This window comes from Haloferula rosea, assembly GCF_016595525.1.
In the GTDB taxonomy this organism is placed as follows: Bacteria; Verrucomicrobiota; Verrucomicrobiia; order Verrucomicrobiales; family Akkermansiaceae; genus Haloferula; species Haloferula rosea.
In genome coordinates this window covers 280,423-299,155 of record NZ_JAENII010000002.1, presented here as the reverse complement: position 1 = coordinate 299,155, position 18,733 = coordinate 280,423, and the positions used below count along the sequence as shown (strand labels likewise).

The following is an 18,733-nucleotide window of genomic DNA, read 5'->3' as shown; positions in this document are numbered from 1 at the left end:
ATGCGATGGTTCCCAATACTCGCGGCAGCGGCGGTCCTCTTCACGGCCTGTAGCAAGGACGAATCCTCCGGCGAGATCCCACGCCTTCCCCTGAAGCCCATCGATCCCGGGCTTGCCGCAGAGTTCGACGGTCAGCGCGCTTTTGCCCACGTCGAAACCCTCGTCGGGTTCGGACCACGCCCCCCCGCCAGCGAAGGCTTCGCCAAACAACTCGATTACCTCGAAAAGCAACTTGCCGACGCCGGATGGACCACCCGCCGACAGAGCTTTCGAGCCGCCACACCTGACGGCCCGGTCGATTTCACCAACCTGATCGCGCGGCACCAATCCGCTCCAGCCTTCCCCGAGTCGCTCCCCGTCATCATCGGTGGGCACATTGACACCAAGAAGCTGCCGTTCGAATTCGTCGGAGCCAACGACGCCGGTTCATCCACCGGCATCCTTCTGGAGTTCGCGCGGGTCCTCGACTCCGATCCCGCATCCGCCGCTCAGATCGAACTGCTCTTCTTCGACGGAGAGGAAGCATTCCGCCCGAACATCACCGCCACCGACGGACTCTACGGCAGCAAGTACTTTGCCCACGAACTCTCCCGCCGCCCGAGCTGGCCGTCGTTGGGAATCGTCCTCGATATTGTGGGCGACCCGGACTTCCCCCTCTACTACAATCCGGAAGCCCCCGCCGAGATCGTATCCGCCGTCGAAAAGATGGCTCCGGATCTCGGATTCAAATCCTCTCTAACCATGGCACCCGGCAGCATCATCGACGACCATGTACCGCTCATGGCAACCGGGTTGCCCTGCTTCCACCTGATCGGCGATTTCCAATCCATGGGCTACTGGCATCAAGCAGGAGACACCCTCGACAAGATCACTCCCGAGATGCTCGGCAAGGTCGGCAAACTCACCCTCCAGCTCCTCGCCGAGCCAAATCTCCAACCGTCCGTGGCAGCTCCTTAACATTCCTTGAAAAAGCTCCATTTTTCGGTTGTCAAACCCAGCCCCTCCCCCCTACAACCCGCGCACCTTCCTGAGGGCAATCAGGCTCGATAGCTCAGTTGGTAGAGCAGCGGATTGAAAATCCGCGTGTCGGCGGTTCGATCCCGTCTCGAGCCACCACCCCCCCCTCAAACTCCGCCACCTCTGGCACCCCCTCCCCTTCGACAGCCGCCGACACGTGTCGGCAATGCGGGGCGAGTTCAGCGCAGCTGAACGAGCGCATCCTCCCCCTTGGCGACAGCCAACCAACCGGCATGGTGGGCGGAGCCCACAATTCGATCCCGTCTCGAGCCACCACTCCTCCCTCAAACTCCGCCACCTCTGGCACCCCCTCCCCTTCGACAGCCGCCGACACGTGTCGGCAATGCGGGGCGAGTTCAGCGCAGCTGAAACGAGCGCATCCTCACCCTTGGCGACAGCCAACCAACCGGCATGGTGGGCGGAGCCCACAATTCGATCCCGTCTCGAGCCACCACTCTTCCCTCAAACTCCGCCACCTCTGGCACCCTCTCCCCTTCGACAGCCGCCGACACGTGTCGGCAATGCGGGGCGAGTTCAGCGACATGCTGACACAATTCAACCGGGTTACCTGTGCCGCTGTGGAAGATTCAGAATCTCATCCCCGTTCCAGATGAAATGATTCGCGCTCTCCTCAGCCTTTGCCTGTGCCTTCCCGCCGCCGCCGATACGTGGACGCCCCTTCTGGACAAAGACCTCTCACGCTGGGAGATCTTCATGGGAGTGCCCCACCGCACGCTGGACATTCCCGGGGTTCCGAAATCGAACAGCAAGGACTGCCGGAAAGGAACCCCCGTGGGTCTCAACAAGGACCCGCTGGGCGTCTTCAAGATGATCGAGCAAGACGGAGAGCCCGTTCTCCACATCAGCGGCCAGATGTATGCCGGGCTTTCCACCAAGGAGCGCTTCGGCAACTACCACCTGGAGTGGCAATTCAAATGGGGCGAGAAAAAGTGGGAACCCCGTCTCGAAGACCTGCGCGACTCCGGAATGCTCATTCACGCTCAGCCCCCTCACGGACGCTTCTGGGATGTCTGGATGCGTTCGCTTGAGTGCCAGATTCAGGAAACCGATTGCGGAGACTTCATCCCACTCGCTGGTGCACGCGCCGACATTCCCTCACGAAAGCCGGAGAAGGGTGACCGCTGGGACTATGACCCCAAGGCACCACTGAAGAAGGAAGCAGGCTACACCAACCACGGCCCAAGCAAAGAGGCTCGCCACGGCGAATGGAACACCATGGAAGTGTTCGCCGTCGGAGACAAGGTCGTCTTCACCGTCAACGGCACCCCGAACATGGTGCTCTTCAACGCCCGCCAGCCGACCAAGGAAAAGGGGAAGTTCGAACCACTGACGGAAGGACACATCCAACTCCAATCCGAAGCCGCCGAGATCTTCTTCCGCGGAATTCGGATTCGCCCCATCACTGAATTCCCTGAGCACCTGGCCGAGTGGGTCCAGACTCCTGAGGCTCCCACCGGGTCCGACCATTGAAACTTCTTCTCTCCAGCCTGACCCTGGCTTTCGCCAGCACGCCCGACGCGGCGGAACTCCCGGTCGACATCCGCGACCTCGTCGAAGACTACTGCATCGACTGCCACGATGGAGGCATCTCGCGTGGAGATCTCGACCTCGATGGGATCCTCGACGCCGATCCAACTCAGCACCCCGAGATCTGGGAAAAGGTTCTGCTGAGACTCCAGTCGCGGCAAATGCCACCGGCGGACGAAGACTACCGCCCCGGTGAAGCAGGCTACCAGACGGCCGTCTCCATTCTGGAAACCCATCTGGATCACCTCGCCGCGCTGTCACCTGATCCAGGGCGGACCGACACCATCCGCCGCCTGACCCGATTCGAATACCAGAATGCGATTCGCGACCTCCTCGCTCTCGATGTTGAGGTCGCCGAACTCCTGCCCAAGGACGAGTCGAGCGGCGGCTTCGACAACATCACCCTCGGCTCGCTCTCCCCCACACTGATCGACCGCTACATCCGCGCCGCGCAGAAGATCAGCCGCCTTGCCGTGGGCATCCCTCCGGAAACCCCCGCGGGCCGCGTGATCCGGCTTGCCCCCGATCTAAGTCAGGAAGACCACGTCGAAGGACTGCCATTGGGAACCCGTGGCGGTGCCCTGATCCCGCACACCTTCCCCGTCGCCGGAGAATACGAAATCCAGGTGCGCCTCATGCGCGATCGCAACGAAGAAGTCGAAGGACTGTCAGGCGAGCACGTCCTCGAACTCTTGCTCGACGATGAGTCCCTGCAGCAATTCACCATCCGCAGACCGAAGAACCGGGACAGCTCCAAGGTCGATGCCCACCTGACCCTCCGCCGTCCGTTTCCCGCCGGACCCTCGAAGCTGGGAGTCACCTTCATCGCCAAACCCGACACGCTCGAGGAAAACAAGCGAGAACCCTACGATGCCAACTTCAACATGCACCGGCATCCCCGGCGTTCCCCCGCGGTCTATCAGGTTTCAATCACAGGTCCCTTCTCACCTGCTGAAGATGCCGCCAAGGACACCCCGAGCCGTCGCAGGATCTTCAATCTCGACTCGGGGGTACCCGGGGAAAACAGGAGTGACGCCCGGGAGATCCTCGCCCGCTTGGCAAGGGCAGCCTTCCGGCGGCCCATCACGGACGACGATATCGCCGGAGCCATGGCTTTCTACGATAGGTGCCGTAGTGACGAAGGCTCGTTCGAGGAAGGGATTGAGGCAGGCCTGAGCGCAATCCTCGTCAGCCCGAAGTTCCTTCTGCGCATCGAAGATGCCCGTGCCGATCTACCGGCCGGCACGGTGCATGCCATCGATGCCTTCGAACTGGCGAGCCGGCTTTCCTTCTTCCTCTGGAGCAGCATCCCTGACGAAGAATTGCTCGCTCTGGCTGAAAGCGGTGAGCTTCTCCAGCACGACACCTTGCAGGTGCAGGCCCGGAGGCTTCTTTCCGACCCACGAGCCGACGCCCTGGTCACCAACTTCGCCGGGCAGTGGCTCCACCTGCGCAACCTGAATGCCTTCAGTCCCGACCTCCGTCTCTACCCGGATTTCGACGACAACCTCCGTCAAGCCATGCGCCGTGAAAGCGAACTGCTGTTCGCCGAGATCCTGCAATCCGATCGTCCGCTCTCCGACTTCATCACCGCCGATTTCACCTATCTCAATGAGCGGCTGGCAACCCACTACGGGATCCCCGGCATCGTGGGATCCCACTTCCGACGCGTCTCGCTCGATCCATCCTGGAAACGAGGGGGCCTGCTCCGACATGGCAGCGTGCTCGCAGTCACCTCCTACGCCAACCGCACCTCACCGGTGATCCGCGGGAACTGGGTGCTCGAAACCGTTCTGGGCACACCGACCCCGCCTCCTCCGCCGGACATCCCCGCACTCGAAGACGCCGTGGTCTCGGCATCCCTGCCAATGCGGGAGCGTCTCGCCGCCCACCGGGAAGACAAGTCCTGCGCCACCTGCCACAAGCTCATGGACCCGATCGGTTTCGCCCTTGAGAACTACGATGCGACCGGGCGCTGGCGTGACTTCGACCTCGAAATCCCGGTCGATGCCACTGGCGGCCTCCCCGACGGTACCGAACTCATCGGCCCCGACGAACTCGAACAAGCCATCCTGCAGCGCCCCTACCTCTTTGCTCGCGCTCTGACCGAAAAGCTGCTTACCTACTCGCTTGGGCGAAAAACCACCGCCAGCGACCAACCCACCATCCGCTCGATCCTCCGCGCCAGCGAACCCGACGGATACCGCCTTCAATCCCTGATACTCGGAATCGTCACCAGCGATCCCTTCACCAAGCGAAAGACAAACCCATGATCCTTTCCCGCAAATCACTCGACCGCCGGACCTTCCTGCGCGGCATGGGAGCCACCATCTCCCTCCCGCTCCTCGATGCCATGGTTCCGGCCGCCACGGCGTCCACATTGACCGCGGCAAATCCGGTTCGCCGCCTCGGCTACGTCTTCATCCCGATGGGATCCGACATCACACGATGGACTCCCCGCAGCAAGGACGACCTCAACCAACTCTCACCCATCCTCGAACCACTCGCCGGCGTGAAGGAACAGCTGACCGTGCTGTCGAATCTCGAGCTTCAACCGGCCTATCCCGGAACCCACGCCACATCGAATGCCGCCTTCCTCTCCGCAGCGCGGGCGAAGCGCACCGAGAGCTCCGACTATTTCCTCGGCGTCACGGCGGATCAGATCGCGGCCAAACAAATCGGTCAGGGCACCCAACTCCCCTCCCTCGAGTTGGCCATGGACCTGATGGAAACCGTCGGCCAGTGCGACAACGGCTACGCCTGCGTCTATCAGAACAACCTCTCCTGGTCCTCGCCCACCACACCGCTTCCGGCTGAAGCCCATCCCCGCCTCGTGTTCGAGAGTCTCTTCGGAGAAGGCGGAACCCATCGCGAACGCATCAACTCGCTCAAGCGCCGAGCATCACTCCTCGACGCCGTGCGCGACGACCTCGCCTCGCTGAAGCGCACCCTCGGTGCCGGCGACCGCGCCAAGATGGACGAATACCTTGAAGCCGTGCGCGACGTCGAGCGGCGGATCCAGCTTGCCGAGTCGACGGCCAAGGACGCGCCGCGAGACATGGAGCGCCCCGTCGGCGTGCCGGCAGAGTATGCCGAGCACGCGCGACTGATGTTCGACCTCCAGCTGCTGGCGTTCCGCGGTGACATCACCCGCGTGAGCACCTTCCAGCTCGCCCGGGAAACGAGCAACCGCACCTACCCCGAGACCGGCGTCACCGATCCCCATCACCCACTCTCCCACCACGGCAATGACCCGGAGAAGATCGAGCGGATGTCGCGGATCAACCGCTACCATGTCTCCCTCTTCGCCGAGTTCCTTGAGAAGCTCCGCGACACCCCGGAGGGAGAAGGCAATCTGCTCGACCACTCGCTGATCCTCTATGGCAGCGGCATGGGCAACCCGAACCTTCATGATCACACCAACCTCCCGGTCCTCGTGGCAGGAGGCGCCGCAGGCGGCATGAAAGGCAATCGCCACCTCCGGTATGATGAGCCCACGCCACTCGCCAACCTGCACTTGAGTCTGCTCGACAAGGTCGGCGTGGACCTTGAGAAATTCGGTGACAGCACGGGCCCTATCGAAGCGCTCTTCCTTTGACATCTTCCCCCGCCGATTGCGTGTCTCCCATCCGCTCCATGAAGCTGGCATGCTTGTCTCTCGCCCTCGTCCTCCCATCTCCGGGAACCCCCCTCTTGGAGGCGATTCGAAAAGGCGATCGCAAGTCGCTTGAAACCCTCATCGCCAGCGGAGAAAGCCCCTCCAAGCCAAATCGCTACGGCGTGACTCCATTGGGCGTTGCCTGTGCCAATGGCGACTCGGAGATGACCGGACTCCTTCTCAAGCAAGGTGCCGAACCATCCCCATCGGCCGGCGACCCGTTGTTGATCATCGCCTCGAAGACTGGATCGACCGAGTGCATCCAGCTACTGCTCGAACACGACTGCGATCCGAATGAATCGGGCGCCGGGCGCCAGACACCGCTCATGTGGGCGTCTTCCCAAGGGCACGTCGAGGTCGTCGATCAACTACTTAAGGCAGGGGCCGACCCGAAGCGCCAATTGGCTTCGGGCTTCGACGCCCTGTTCTTCGCCGTGCGCGCCGGGCGTAACGAAGTGGTCGCGCGCCTACTTGAGGAAGACCTCGACATCAACGACGCCCGCAAACCCAAGAACGCTCATCGCAAGGCCATCCGCCCCGGCACATCAGCACTGCTTCTCGCCATCGAGAACGGGCACTTCGAGCTTGCGCTGGATCTGGTCAAACGTGGAGCGGATCCAAATGACATCCGCTCCGGCTTCACCCCGCTCCATGCCATCTCGTGGGTCAGGAAAACCGTGCGGGGAGACAGCGCCGAGGGCATCCCGATCCCCCGGGGATCCGGCCATGTCATGAGCCTCGAACTGGTGGAGAAGCTGGCTGAACTCGGAGCCGACCCAAACGCCCGGGCAAGCCGTGGCAACGGAGGTGGAGGCAATCTCAAGACCAAGGGTGCCACCCCTTTCTTCATGGCCTGCTGGACTGGCGACTTGCCACTCATGAAAGCGCTTCTGAAAGCGGGGGCGGATCCGACCTTGGGAAATGCCGACGGCAGCAGCCCGCTACTCGCGGCATGCGGCCTGGGCGTCCCAGCCCCCGGCGAGGAACCGTCCAGTGAGGACGACGCCATCGCAGCCGCAAGTTTACTCCTTGAGCTCGGCGCGGACATCAACGAGATCGATAAGCGGGGCGAAACCGTCATGCACTGCGCCGCTTACAAAAGCTCACCCGGCCTGATCCGGTTTCTGGACAAAAATGGGGCCGACATCTCCCACTGGAACCGGAAGAACAAGAGCGGCTGGACTCCTCTCCTCATCGCGCAGGGCTTTCGCCCCGGAAACTTCCGGCCCATCGGCTACACCATCGACGCCCTGTCGGAGGTGATGAAAGCACATGGCGTCACTCCCCCGCCATCTCCTCCAGCACCCGGTCCATAGAGGCGAAATACCGGCACTACGGCCGACGTAAGAACCGGACCCCACCCGGGGCGTGCAGCCCACCGTGCCCACACTCTCCGCCCGCTGAGATATCAATCGATCCCTTGATGAAATTCCTACTGCTTTTGCTCGCCCTCACGACGGCCAACGTCCGTTCGGCCGAGCGCCCCAATATCGTTTGGCTCGTGTCCGAGGACAACGCCGCCCGATTCCTGCGCCTGTATGATCCGAAAGGAGCCGAACTCCCCCACATCGAATCCCTGGCGAAACGCGGTCTGACCTTTGACCACGCCTTCTCGAATGCACCGGTCTGCTCGGTGGCACGCAGCACCCTGATCTCGGGCTGCTATGCACCCCGCACCGGCACCCAGTTCCACCGTCGCCTCGTGAAGGTGCCGCCACCCGTGGGATTGGACCTCTTTCCCACCTATCTCCGCGGCGCTGGCTACTACTGCACGAATCACTCCAAGGAAGACTACAACTACACCAAGAACCAAGGTGTCTGGGATGAATCCTCCCGCCGGGCGAGCTATCGCAACCGAAAGGCCGACCAGCCCTTCTTCCATGTCGAGAACTTCACAGTCACCCACGAGGGGTCACTCCACTTCAATGCCAAGACCTTCCAGAGTCAGCGCGAACAACTCACCAAGGAAGGCACCAGCGTCGCGCCCTACCTGCCCGACTCCCCCCTCGCCCGCTTCACCCACGAATGGTACCTGGGACGCCACCGTGAACTCGACAAGCAGATCGGCAAATTCCTCGCCGGATTGGAGGAGGACCAACTTCTCGAAGACACCATCATCTTCTACTACGGCGACCACGGTGGCGTACTTCCCCGTTCGAAGGGCTACATCTACGAAAGCGGGCTCCACGTGCCACTCGTCGTCACTATTCCGGAAAAGTGGAAGCACCTGTTTCCCGGCAAACCGGGCGAAAGGATCAGAGGCTTTGTGAGTTTCGTCGACTTCGCACCCACGGTCCTCGCACTGGCAGGCATCGGGATCCCCGAGCCCATGGACGGACGCCCGTTCCTCGGGACCAGTGTCACCCGCAGCGAACTCGACGCACGCAATGTCACCTACGGCTATGCCGACCGCTTCGACGAGAAATACGACCCCGTTCGCTCGATCCGGCGCGGCAACTTCAAATACATCCGCAGCTATCAACCCTTCAATCCGGACCTCGCCTTCAATGCCTATCGATATCGGCAGATGCTCTACCGCGAATGGAAGGATCAGTTCCGCTCCGGGGACCTCAACGCCAGGCAATCCCAGTTCTTCCAGCCGCGGGCTGCGGAAGCGCTCTACGACCTCGACTCGGACCCGCACGAACTCGTCAACCTTGCCGCAGACCCATCATTCAGGAGCACCCTGCTCACCATGCGTGCCGACCTCCGGAAATGGGTGAAGGGGCTGCCCGACCTCAGCTTCTATCCAGAGCCGGCCCTGATCGAATCTGCATGGAAGAACCCCGTCAGCTACGGCCTGGAACATCAGAGCGACATCGCCGAACTCGTCGACACCGCCGACCTCTCGCTGCTGCCTTACGAGGAGGCTGCCCCGAAGCTCCGCATCGCCCTCCAGTCCGAGAACCCGTGGAAACGCTACTGGGCGTGGACCGCCTGCAGCAGCTTCGGGAAGCAAGCTGCCGAGTTCACCGAAACCGCGCGGACCGCGGCTGGCTCGGATGACAACAATCTCGTCCGGATGAGGGCCGCTGAATTCCTCGCCGTGGGCGGGGAGGAACAGGCCGTCCCGCTACTCACCGGAATCCTCAAGGATTCATCAACCGGACCGGAAGCCCTGCTCATCTTGAATACCATGTCCGCTCTTCACGACGGGCCGCATGCTTGTCAGTTCCCGAAAGCCAAGGCTGCGGTCGGCAAGCGTTTCAGGAATCAGCCGGCAGGCTCGTTGATCGCCGACCGACTCACCTACCTGGCAACATCCCCATGAACCACAGCACGGCCATGACATTCCCAAACAAGCCCCTCGCTCTCCTTGCCCTCGTCGGCCTTTGCCTATCCATCGAGTTAGGCGCTCAAGTATCGCCGCAAGTCATGGAAGATGGCCGGGTGACATTCCGATGCCGCGCGGATCATGCCGACCGTGTCGCCGTCCATGGCCAGTTCGGTGCAGCGGTTGAGCTCGAGAAGGACGGCAGTGGCACCTGGAGCGGATCGACCACGACGCCCGTCGAGCCCGGTGTCTATGAGTATCGCTTCAAGATCGACGGCCGGGACACCATCGATTCCCGCAACCCGCAGATCAAGCCGCAGCGCTGGCCGAATACCAGCATCCTGCATATCGCCTCCACCCCTCCGGCGCTCTGGGACATCCGGGACATCCCTCACGGCACGATTCACCGCCACGTCTATCACTCCAAGGTGCTCGACCAGCATCGGGAACTCATTGTCTACACCCCTTCCGGCATGACGGATGAAAAACTCCCGGTTCTCTACCTCGCTCACGGTTACAGCGACAATCAACGAACCTGGACAGAGCACGGCAAGGCCCACTCGATCCTCGACGCACTCATTCACGAAAAGAGGGCGGTTCCCATGATCATCGTCATGTCCGATGCCCACGCCATCGATCCGGGCGGCAAGAAATTCAACGCCTATGCTCCAAAGAACACCGAAGCCTTCTCCCGGGAGCTTCTTGAGGATGTCATCCCCTTCGTGGAGTCCCACTACCCGGTCAATTCGTCTTCGACCCATCGAGCCTTTGCTGGCCTTTCGATGGGCGGACATCATGCCCTCTCCCTTGCCTTGTCCCATTCAGAGAGTTTCTCCCACATCGGGGCCTTCAGCGCCGCGCCCCCATCCATCCCGGATCTCTCGTCCGATGAAGTCTCCGCCATCAACACCCATCTCCGCCTCCTCTGGATCGCCTGCGGCGACAAGGATTTCCTCTTCGCGCGCAATCAGGCCTTCCATGCCAAAATCAAGCAACTGAATATCGAATCCAACTATCAGATCACCCCGGGTGCCGACCACAGTTGGCCCGTTTGGCGCGGCTACCTGATCGACTTCGTTCCAAAACTCTTCCGCTAGAAATCACTCATCCTCCTATCATGAAATCCGCTCTGATTCTCACTGCTCTCCTGCTACCCGTCCTCCACGCCGCGAATGCGGCCAAGCCGAATGTCGTGATCATCTACGGCGATGATGTGGGCTACAACGATGTGGGCGCCTACGGCTGCAAGCTCATCCCGACGCCGAACATCGACAAGCTGGCGGCAGGTGGGCTGCGTTTCACCGATGGCCACTGCTCTGCCGCGACCTGTTCGCCATCGCGCTTCTCAATGCTCACCGGACACTACGGTTTCCGAAAGGGAGTGAGCATCCTCCCCCCGGATGCCCCGCTTTGCATCCCCACAGACATCCTCACGCTGCCACACGTCTTCAAGAAGGCCGGCTACGACACCGCCGTCATTGGCAAATGGCACCTCGGCCTCGGGAAAAAAGGTACCCCCACCGATTGGAATGGCGAAGTCAAACCGGGCCCCCTTGAGATCGGCTTCGACTACTCATTCCTTCTCCCCTCCACCAACGACCGCGTTCCATGCGTGTATCTGGAAAATCATCGCGTGGTGAATCTGGATCCAGCCGACCCGCTGTATGTCGGCAACCCACCGAAGAACCACAACAGCACCGTCTACCCGGACGGCCGGAAGAATCCGGAGGCGATGACTTACTACTCGAACTCTCATGGCCACAACCATTCGGTGATCAACGGGATCGGGCGCATCGGCACCATGGTGGGAGGCAAATCCGCTCTCTGGAACGATGAAACGATGGCCGATGAATTCGTCGACCAAGCGCGGAAGTATCTGTCAAAGCGCGGTGACAAGCCGTTCTTCCTCTTCTTTTCATCGCAGGATATCCATGTCCCACGCGCGCCCCACCCCCGCTTCCACGGAAAGACCAAACTTGGATACCGGGGAGACGCCATGGTCCAGTTCGACTGGTCGGTCGGAGCCATCATGGAAGCACTGGAGAAAGAAGGACTCGCTGAGAACACCATCGTCATCTTCAGCAGCGACAACGGCCCCGTTTATGACGACGGATACAAGGACGGCACCGTGGTCCGGACCTCGACCAAGGAAGTGGATCAAGGTCACGACGGGTCAGGCCCCTATCGCGGCGGCAAGTATCAGATTTACGAAGGAGGAACCCGCGTCCCCTTCATCATTTCCTGGCCGGCCAAGATCAAACCCGGGGTGTCCCATGCACTCGTCAACCAGATCGACTTCGTCGCTTCATTCGCGGCACTACTCGAGATACCACTCGATCCAGCGGATGCACCGGACAGCCGCAACAACCTCGATGCCCTGCTGGGTCAAAGCGAGAAGGGGCTCCCGTTCATGCTCGAGGAGGCAGGTCGCGCCATCGGCATCCGCAAGGGTCCCTGGAAGTACATCACCGCGGGCAATGCAAAGTCCAAAGTCAAACCCCAGCTCTACAATCTGGACGACGACATCGGCGAACAGAAGAACATCATCACCGAGCACCCCGAACTCGCCAAAGAACTCGAAGAGACCATCCGCAAGCTGAAGAAATCAGGCCGGACCCGTCCATAGCTCACCCTCCGCGGGCACGCTGGCATCATCTTTGATCGCATTCCGCAGCGATGAGATCAGACCGGTATCCAACCGGTAGATCCAGCTGTGGATATCGAGTTTCTGCCCTCGGAGCCACGCGTCCTGGACGATGGTGGTCCGCGCCACATTCTCGGCGTTGGCCACCACGTTCATTTCGCACAAGCGATCCGCGGCCAATGCAGGATCCAACCCGTCCAAAGATGCCTTGCCCCGGCGCTGGATGTTCTGGATGTGCCTGAGCCAGTTGTCGATCAGACCAAACCGCGCGTTGTCCATGGCGGCCTTCACCCCCCCGCAGTTGTAGTGGCCACAGACGATCACGTGGCGGACCTTCAACACATCGACCGCAAACTGAAGGACCGAGAGCAGGTTGAAATCCGTCTGAACCACGAGATTCGCCACGTTCCTGTGAACGAACACCTCACCCGGCGCCAAACCGGTAATCTGGTTGGCGGGAACCCGGCTGTCAGAGCACCCGATCCACAGATACTCAGGGTTCTGCTGATTCGCCAGACGTGAGAAAAATTCAGGATCTTGGGAGACCTTCCGTGCTGCCCATTTCCGATTGTTGTCGATGAGTTCACTCAAACTGTCCACAGCCCGATCATTGGTGATCTCAGCCTGTCAGTGCAACCCTTCATCTTCCGCCTTGCCGGACTGCCACCTCCCCCCGCTACTATCCTGACGTGGCCGACCTTTTCCAGACCCTTCCGGATTCCCCCTCCCCGAGCGGCCCGGCCCCGGATGAACCCCTGGCGGCACGAATGCGCCCACGCAGCCTTGCCGAGATTGCGGGCCAAGGTCACATCCTCTCCGAACACAAGCTGCTCCGCCGGGCCATCGAGTCGGATCGCTTCACCTCGCTCATCTTCTACGGCCCACCGGGCACCGGAAAAACCTCGCTCGCCAGCGTCATCGCGCGCACCACAGGATCTCGCTTCGAGTCCCTCAACGGCGTGGAATCCAACGTCGCCGAAATCCGGGCGAAGATCGAACAAGCCCGGACCTATCGCGACCTGAGGAATCAAACCACGCTGTTGTTCATTGATGAGATCCACCGCTTCAACAAAGCCCAGCAGGACGTCCTCCTTCCGCACATCGAGCGCGGCACCGTCCGGTTCGTCGGTGCCACGACCCACAATCCCTACTTCTACGTCAACTCCCCGTTGGTATCCCGCTCCCAGATCTTCCAGCTCGAACCGGTCTCATCCAAGGATCTGCTCCCCGTCCTTCAAAGAGCCCTAACAGACAGTGAAAGGGGTCTCGGCAAGCTCGACGTCCAAGCGGAGGAGGACGCCCTTCTCCATCTCGCCGAAATGTCGGATGGCGATGTTAGGAAAGCCCTCACCGCTCTCGAGTTGGCCGTGCTGACCACCCCGAAAAAAGAGGACGGAAAGGACGAAATCCACCTGACTCTCGCGGTGGCGGAGGAATCCATCCAGAAGAAGGCGATCGTCTACGACAACGATGGCGACGCGCATTACGATACTGCCTCCGCCTTCATCAAATCCATCCGAGGATCCGACCCCGATGCCGCCTTGTATTGGTTGGCCAAGATGCTCATTGCGGGCGAAGACCCACGCTTCATCGCCCGCCGACTGGTCATTTCCGCCAGCGAGGACATCGGTCTCGCCGACTCGAACGCCCTCCGGGTCGCCATGGATGCCCAGCAGGCATTCGAGTTTGTCGGCATGCCCGAGGGACGGATTCCCCTCGCCCACGCCACCGTGTATCTGGCGACCGCGCCCAAATCGAACAGCGCCTACGCCGCCCTCGGCATGGCGATGAAGGACGTGGAGAACGGCCGCACACTGAGCGTTCCGGAGCATCTGCGCACCAGAACCCGGAAGAAGATCGCCTCAGCGAGCGGCACCGAGGACGAAAAGCTCTCGTATCTCTACTCTCACGATTACGAAGGCGGCTACGTGCCCCAGGCCTATCTGCCGGAAGGGCGACACTACTACAGTCCCACCGAGAATGGACTTGAGAAGCGCATCAAGGAGCGCCTCGACCACTGGCGATCTCAGTTCGAGGGCCCCTAGTTCATCACAATAAATAGCTCGTATTTTATCTCTAATGGGCTATTTTTGCCTTAGTGGACAAAATACCAACCCTTACCTACCGAAACCCGAACCAACTGATTCGGGACATCGGAGGCCGAATTCGCTCCCACCGCTTGGCTCGCGGGTGGACTCAAGCCGAGTTGGCCGAGCGTTCGGGGGTGAGCATTTCCACCCTGAAGCTCTTGGAGCGAGAAGGCAAAGGCTCCCTGCAGAGGCTGGCCAAGATCGCCGTCATCCTCGGGCTCGAGTCGGATCTTAGCGAACTTTTCAGCAGCCCCCCGGCGGTCGAATCCATCGACCAACTCGAGAGCAAACCCCGCCTCCGCGGTAGTCGCAGGTCATGAAACTCGAAGTCCGCTACAAGGCCCTTCCCGACGAGCCTCTAATTGGCCAACTCGCCGACGATGCCCGGGGCCGCATCTATTTCCAGTTCGATCCGGATTGGCCCGGCCGCGGAATCGATCTGTCGCCGCTTTTCCTGCCTCTCGACCGCAGGGAGGCGCTGAGCACCCCGAGCCCGACCTTCAGCCCGCTCTTCGGCTTGTTTGATGACTCGCTGCCCGACTGGTGGGGCCTGCGCATCATGCGCCGCCACTTTCTGGAAATGAACATTCCGTGGAATGAGGTCACGCCACTCGAGAAGCTCGCCTGCCAGGGCCGGTTCGCTCTCGGCGCCCTCTCCTACGCGCCCGACCTGTCCGCCCCATCCTTCCGGGAAACGCTGACCACGACGGTAACTGAGCTCGTCGGCTCAGCCCGCGAACTCGCCCAAGGAGAACCCAGCGAGCTCCTCCCCGCCCTCGTTCGAGGAGGTCTGTCGCCCGGAGGAGCACAGCCAAAAGTGCTTGTGGCTTTCAACGAGGACTTCTCCCGTCTCGTCGCAGGAGGAGCCTCCCCGCCGGAGGGTTTCAGCCGCTGGATGATCAAGTTCCAGCTCGATGCCGACCAGCCGATCGGCCGGGAAGAACAAGCAATCACGAGGATGGCCGCAACCGCCGGTATTCGGGTCCCCGAGACACGCCTCTACGAAATGCCTCAAGGCGCAGCCCACTTCATGGCCCGCCGCTTCGATCACGACGGCCAATCCCCGCTTCATGTCCACAGCTTCGCCGGGCTTACCCACACCGCCGTCCGGGAGTTGATCGACTACCGCGACCTCATGAATCTGACCCGCGAGCTGACCAGGGACGAAGGCGAGATCGAGGAAATGTTCCGCCGCGCCGTGTTCAACATCGCCATCGCGAACGATGACGACCACTCGCGGAATCACGCCTTCATGCTCACCACCTCGGGCGACTGGAAGCTCTCCCCCGCCTACGACTTGACACGAAGCTCCTACGCACTCGGATCCGGTTACCGGGCTGCAGGTATCATGGGAGCGTTCACCCAGCTGGGGATCCGCGAACTGAGGGAACTCGGCAGGGATCAGTCGCTCAGGCGCATCGACCACCAGATCGAGCAGGTCCTTGCAGCGCTGCGCCGCTGGCCCGAATTCGCTCAGAAAGCAGGCATTGCCGAAGCCCATGCCCGCACGTTGGCGGGCGAAATGCCCGGACTCATCTGGTAACAGGCACGGCAATCCCCCCATTTGACACGAGCAGGATGCGCCCTAACCTCCGTCTATTCGCATGGCCGCCCCAAACGACGACCTCACCACCTTCCGTTCACACGCTCCCGGCTACTGGCCTCAAGACGCCATGGCGGATTGGGACAGCCACCAGTGGCAGTTGAAGAATCGGGTCAACACCCTGACCGACCTCGAGCAGCATATCGAACTGACCGACGTCGAACGCGCCGGTGTGCTGCTGGCCGGCAACAAACTGGCCATGTCGGTGACCCCGCATTTTTTCAACCTCATCGATGCCGATGATCCCGACTGCCCGATCCGGCGGCAGATCGTCCCCCGCCTCGAGGAAGGTTGGACCGCCCCGGAGGAAATGGCCGACCCGTGTGGCGAGGATTCACACATGCCCGTTCCCGGACTGGTGCACCGCTACCCCGACCGTGTCCTCTTCCTTGTTACCGACCGCTGTGCTTCCTACTGCCGCTACTGCACCCGCTCCCGAGTGGTTTCAGGCGTCGGAGAGCAGCAACTGGAGACCCAGTGGGAGGCTGCGTTCGAATATCTGGAGAAGACACCACAAGTTCGTGACGTCCTTCTATCAGGGGGCGATCCTTTGCTCTTCTCCGATGCCAAGCTGGAGAAAATCCTCAGCCGGCTTCATGCGATTCCACACATCCAGTTCGTGCGGATCGGATCGCGAATCCCCATTTTCCTTCCCCAGCGGATCACACCGGCACTGTGCGAGATGCTGAAGAAGTATCACCCGCTCTTCATCTCGATCCACACGAACCACCCGAAGGAACTCACCACCGAAGTGCAGGAAGCTCTCGGGCGACTCGCCGATGCTGGTGTGCCGCTCGGAAACCAGAGCGTCCTGCTCAAGGGCGTGAACGACTCGGTGGAGGTGCAGAAGGCACTGGTCCACAAACTCCTCATGTGCCGCGTTCGCCCCTACTATCTCTATCAGTGCGATCTGATCAAAGGCTCATCGCACCTGCGAACATCGGTCTCCAAAGGCCTCGAGATCATCGAAGGCCTGCGCGGCCACACCACTGGCTACGCCATCCCGCAGTTCGTCATCGATGGACCGGGTGGCGGTGGCAAGATCCCGTTGAACCCAGACTACATCCTGCAGCGGGATCACGAGAAGGTGACGCTGCGAAACTACGAGGGAGAAACCTTTACCTATCCAGAGCCGAGCGAGGCCCCCGAAAGCGATCTCATCGCCCTCAAGGAGCAATCCGCCTGCTGCTCCTGACAGGTGTTGTCAGGATTCGTAGCTGTCCTTGATCCACTGATTCAGGAGACGCACCCCGAAACCGGTTCCAAGCGTCGTCTCCCGCGGGTCGGTTCTTGCATTCTTCATCGCCGTGCCCGCCACATCCAGGTGGACCCATGGCGTATCGCCAACGAAGCGTTGCAGGAACTGAGCTGCCGTGATCGAGCCTGCTTCCCGGCCACCGATGTTCTTCATGTCGGCAACAGCGGAATCGATCATGCGGTCGTAAGCTGGATCCAAAGGCAGCCTCCACGTCTTTTCCCCCGACGCGGCCGATGCCTTCACGAAAGCACTAGCCAACGTGTCGGAGTTCGAAAAAAGGCCGGCGTGCTCATGCCCCAGCGCAACCAGAATGGCGCCCGTCAGCGTCGCAAGATCCACCATCGCCTTCGGCTTGAACTTGGTTTTCCCATACCACAGTGCATCCGCCAGCACCAGGCGCCCTTCCGCGTCGGTATTCTGCACTTCGATGGTCTGCCCTGACATTGAGGTCACGACATCGCCGGGGTTCTGAGCCAGCCCGTCGGGCATGTTCTCCACCAAGCCCACGATGCCCACCACGTTTGCCTTCGCCTTGCGACCGGCGACGGCCATCATCGCGCCTACCACCGCGGCCGATCCTCCCATGTCGGCCTTCATGTCCCACATGCCGGCGCCGGGCTTCAGCGAGATTCCGCCGGTGTCAAAGGTGACTCCTTTCCCGACCAGACAGACCGGCTTATCCTTCTTCCGACCCCCGTTCCACTTCATCACCACCAGCTGGGACTCGCGGGGCGATCCCTGCCCGACACCAACCAAAGCGTGCATTCCGAGTGCCTTCATCTTGCTCTCGCCAAGAACCTCGACCTCCAACCCAAGCTTGCCGAGCCTTCTGATACGAGAGGCATAGGACTTCGGATAGAGTTTGTTGGCTGGCTCGTTGACAAGATCCCGGGCAAGCAACTGCCCATCGCAAACCGGCCCATGAAACCCCTGATAGGCCGCTCTGGCCTTGGCCGGAGAATCGACGGAAACCCGCACCGTTTTCACACTCGTCGCCGTCATGCCCCTTCCGGTGGTCCGATACTTCAGGAACTGATAGGCCGCCAGTCTGGCACCCACGGCGGCACGCGCCGTTTCATCCGGTGACAACCCGAACCCATCGAGATGAAGCGTGATGGACAAATGATTCCCCATGCCATGCTCCTTGATGACCTCAGCCCCGAAGCGCTCGGCATCAAATTCGCGACGTGCCCCGGATCCCACCAAATGCAGGACGGCGCGACTCCCTTGCAGCACATGCTGGATCACCCTCGTTCCGGCCTCGCCTTCGAAACCCGCCGCCTTGAGCAAACGACCGAACTGACCTTTCGAATCCTTCCGATACTCCCGGGCCACACCCTCCAGACGATTTTTCGAGAAGACGGGAAACGCAGCCAACCCGGAGTCGGCCTTTTTCGGGGAAACGAAGAGAATTTTCATGAATGAGCGGGATACAGGGAGACCAGCGCAGCCAAGAAGAAGCCTTGTTCAGCGAAGCTCCGGCGAAAATTGGCGCGGCGGCGGAAGCACTCACGCCAAGGGAAAAAATGGAGCCCGTTACCGGATTTGAACCAGTGACATCCAACTTACAAAGATGGCGCTCTACCAACTGAGCTAAACGGGCTTTACCTGACGGCCGGGAGAAATTGTCGTTCGCGCCCC

14 protein-coding genes and 2 tRNA genes are annotated in these 18,733 nt (G+C 61.1%); 13 read left to right on the top strand and 3 right to left on the bottom strand.

Annotated features, from left to right (window positions below; translation table 11 throughout):
• The 9 genes from JIN81_RS03305 to JIN81_RS03265 all read left to right on the top strand — a co-directional run bounded on the left by JIN81_RS03305 (position 1) and on the right by JIN81_RS03265 (position 12,123).
• Positions 1-957, top strand: a complete 957-nt coding sequence (locus tag JIN81_RS03305; RefSeq protein ID WP_200276310.1) for a M28 family peptidase — start codon at positions 1-3, stop codon at positions 955-957.
• A gap of 83 nt (positions 958-1,040) precedes the next feature.
• Positions 1,041-1,116: transfer RNA gene (locus tag JIN81_RS03300), tRNA-Phe, on the top strand.
• A gap of 516 nt (positions 1,117-1,632) precedes the next feature.
• Positions 1,633-2,508: a 3-keto-disaccharide hydrolase gene (locus JIN81_RS03295; protein ID WP_200276308.1), complete on the top strand. Its 876-nt coding sequence runs from the start codon at positions 1,633-1,635 to the stop codon at positions 2,506-2,508.
• Entirely contained in the window at positions 2,505-4,838 is a 2,334-nt protein-coding gene (locus tag JIN81_RS03290; protein ID WP_200276306.1) for a DUF1592 domain-containing protein, read from the top strand. The genes JIN81_RS03295 and JIN81_RS03290 overlap by 4 nt, the downstream gene beginning before the upstream one ends.
• A complete protein-coding gene (locus JIN81_RS03285; protein WP_200276304.1) occupies positions 4,835-6,163 on the top strand; it encodes a DUF1552 domain-containing protein in 1,329 nt (442 codons plus the stop codon). Before JIN81_RS03290 ends, JIN81_RS03285 begins: the two co-directional genes overlap by 4 nt.
• Before the next feature lie 38 nt (positions 6,164-6,201).
• The gene (locus JIN81_RS03280; protein WP_200276302.1) at positions 6,202-7,539 is read left to right on the top strand and encodes an ankyrin repeat domain-containing protein; all 1,338 of its coding nucleotides are present in this window, start codon (positions 6,202-6,204) and stop codon (positions 7,537-7,539) included.
• Positions 7,540-7,646: 107 nt separating this feature from the next.
• On the top strand, positions 7,647-9,494 hold the full coding sequence (locus tag JIN81_RS03275; protein ID WP_200276298.1) for a sulfatase-like hydrolase/transferase: 1,848 nt from the start codon (positions 7,647-7,649) through the stop codon (positions 9,492-9,494).
• Positions 9,491-10,594, top strand: a complete 1,104-nt coding sequence (locus JIN81_RS03270) for an alpha/beta hydrolase-fold protein (protein WP_234044430.1) — start codon at positions 9,491-9,493, stop codon at positions 10,592-10,594. Before JIN81_RS03275 ends, JIN81_RS03270 begins: the two co-directional genes overlap by 4 nt.
• A gap of 20 nt (positions 10,595-10,614) precedes the next feature.
• A complete protein-coding gene (locus JIN81_RS03265; RefSeq protein WP_200276294.1) occupies positions 10,615-12,123 on the top strand; it encodes a sulfatase family protein in 1,509 nt (502 codons plus the stop codon).
• Here the strand turns inward: JIN81_RS03265 and can are convergent.
• Positions 12,103-12,741 carry a carbonate dehydratase gene (gene can, locus JIN81_RS03260; protein WP_343217929.1) on the bottom strand — a complete coding sequence of 213 codons (639 nt, stop codon included), beginning with the start codon at positions 12,739-12,741 and terminating at the stop codon, positions 12,103-12,105. The two genes, JIN81_RS03265 and can, sit on opposite strands and share 21 nt — an antisense overlap.
• Before the next feature lie 167 nt (positions 12,742-12,908).
• Between can and JIN81_RS03255 the strand changes: the two genes are divergently transcribed.
• From JIN81_RS03255 to JIN81_RS03240, 4 genes are all read left to right on the top strand, one after another.
• Positions 12,909-14,186, top strand: a complete 1,278-nt coding sequence (locus tag JIN81_RS03255) for a replication-associated recombination protein A (RefSeq protein WP_200276289.1) — start codon at positions 12,909-12,911, stop codon at positions 14,184-14,186.
• Between the two features lie 53 nt (positions 14,187-14,239).
• Complete coding sequence (locus JIN81_RS03250) at positions 14,240-14,551, top strand: helix-turn-helix domain-containing protein (protein WP_325100835.1); 312 nt, start codon at positions 14,240-14,242, stop codon at positions 14,549-14,551.
• Entirely contained in the window at positions 14,548-15,774 is a 1,227-nt protein-coding gene (locus JIN81_RS03245; RefSeq protein WP_200276285.1) for a type II toxin-antitoxin system HipA family toxin, read from the top strand. The genes JIN81_RS03250 and JIN81_RS03245 overlap by 4 nt, the downstream gene beginning before the upstream one ends.
• Positions 15,775-15,835: 61 nt before the next feature.
• The gene (locus tag JIN81_RS03240; RefSeq protein WP_200276283.1) at positions 15,836-17,029 is read left to right on the top strand and encodes a KamA family radical SAM protein; all 1,194 of its coding nucleotides are present in this window, start codon (positions 15,836-15,838) and stop codon (positions 17,027-17,029) included.
• Positions 17,030-17,038: 9 nt separating this feature from the next.
• On the opposite strand, the gene JIN81_RS03235 is transcribed toward JIN81_RS03240, so the two are convergent.
• Positions 17,039-18,511 carry a leucyl aminopeptidase gene (locus JIN81_RS03235; protein WP_200276281.1) on the bottom strand — a complete coding sequence of 491 codons (1,473 nt, stop codon included), beginning with the start codon at positions 18,509-18,511 and terminating at the stop codon, positions 17,039-17,041.
• A gap of 108 nt (positions 18,512-18,619) precedes the next feature.
• Positions 18,620-18,695 (bottom strand) — tRNA-Thr (locus tag JIN81_RS03230).
• Between the last annotated feature and the right edge of the window lie 38 nt (positions 18,696-18,733).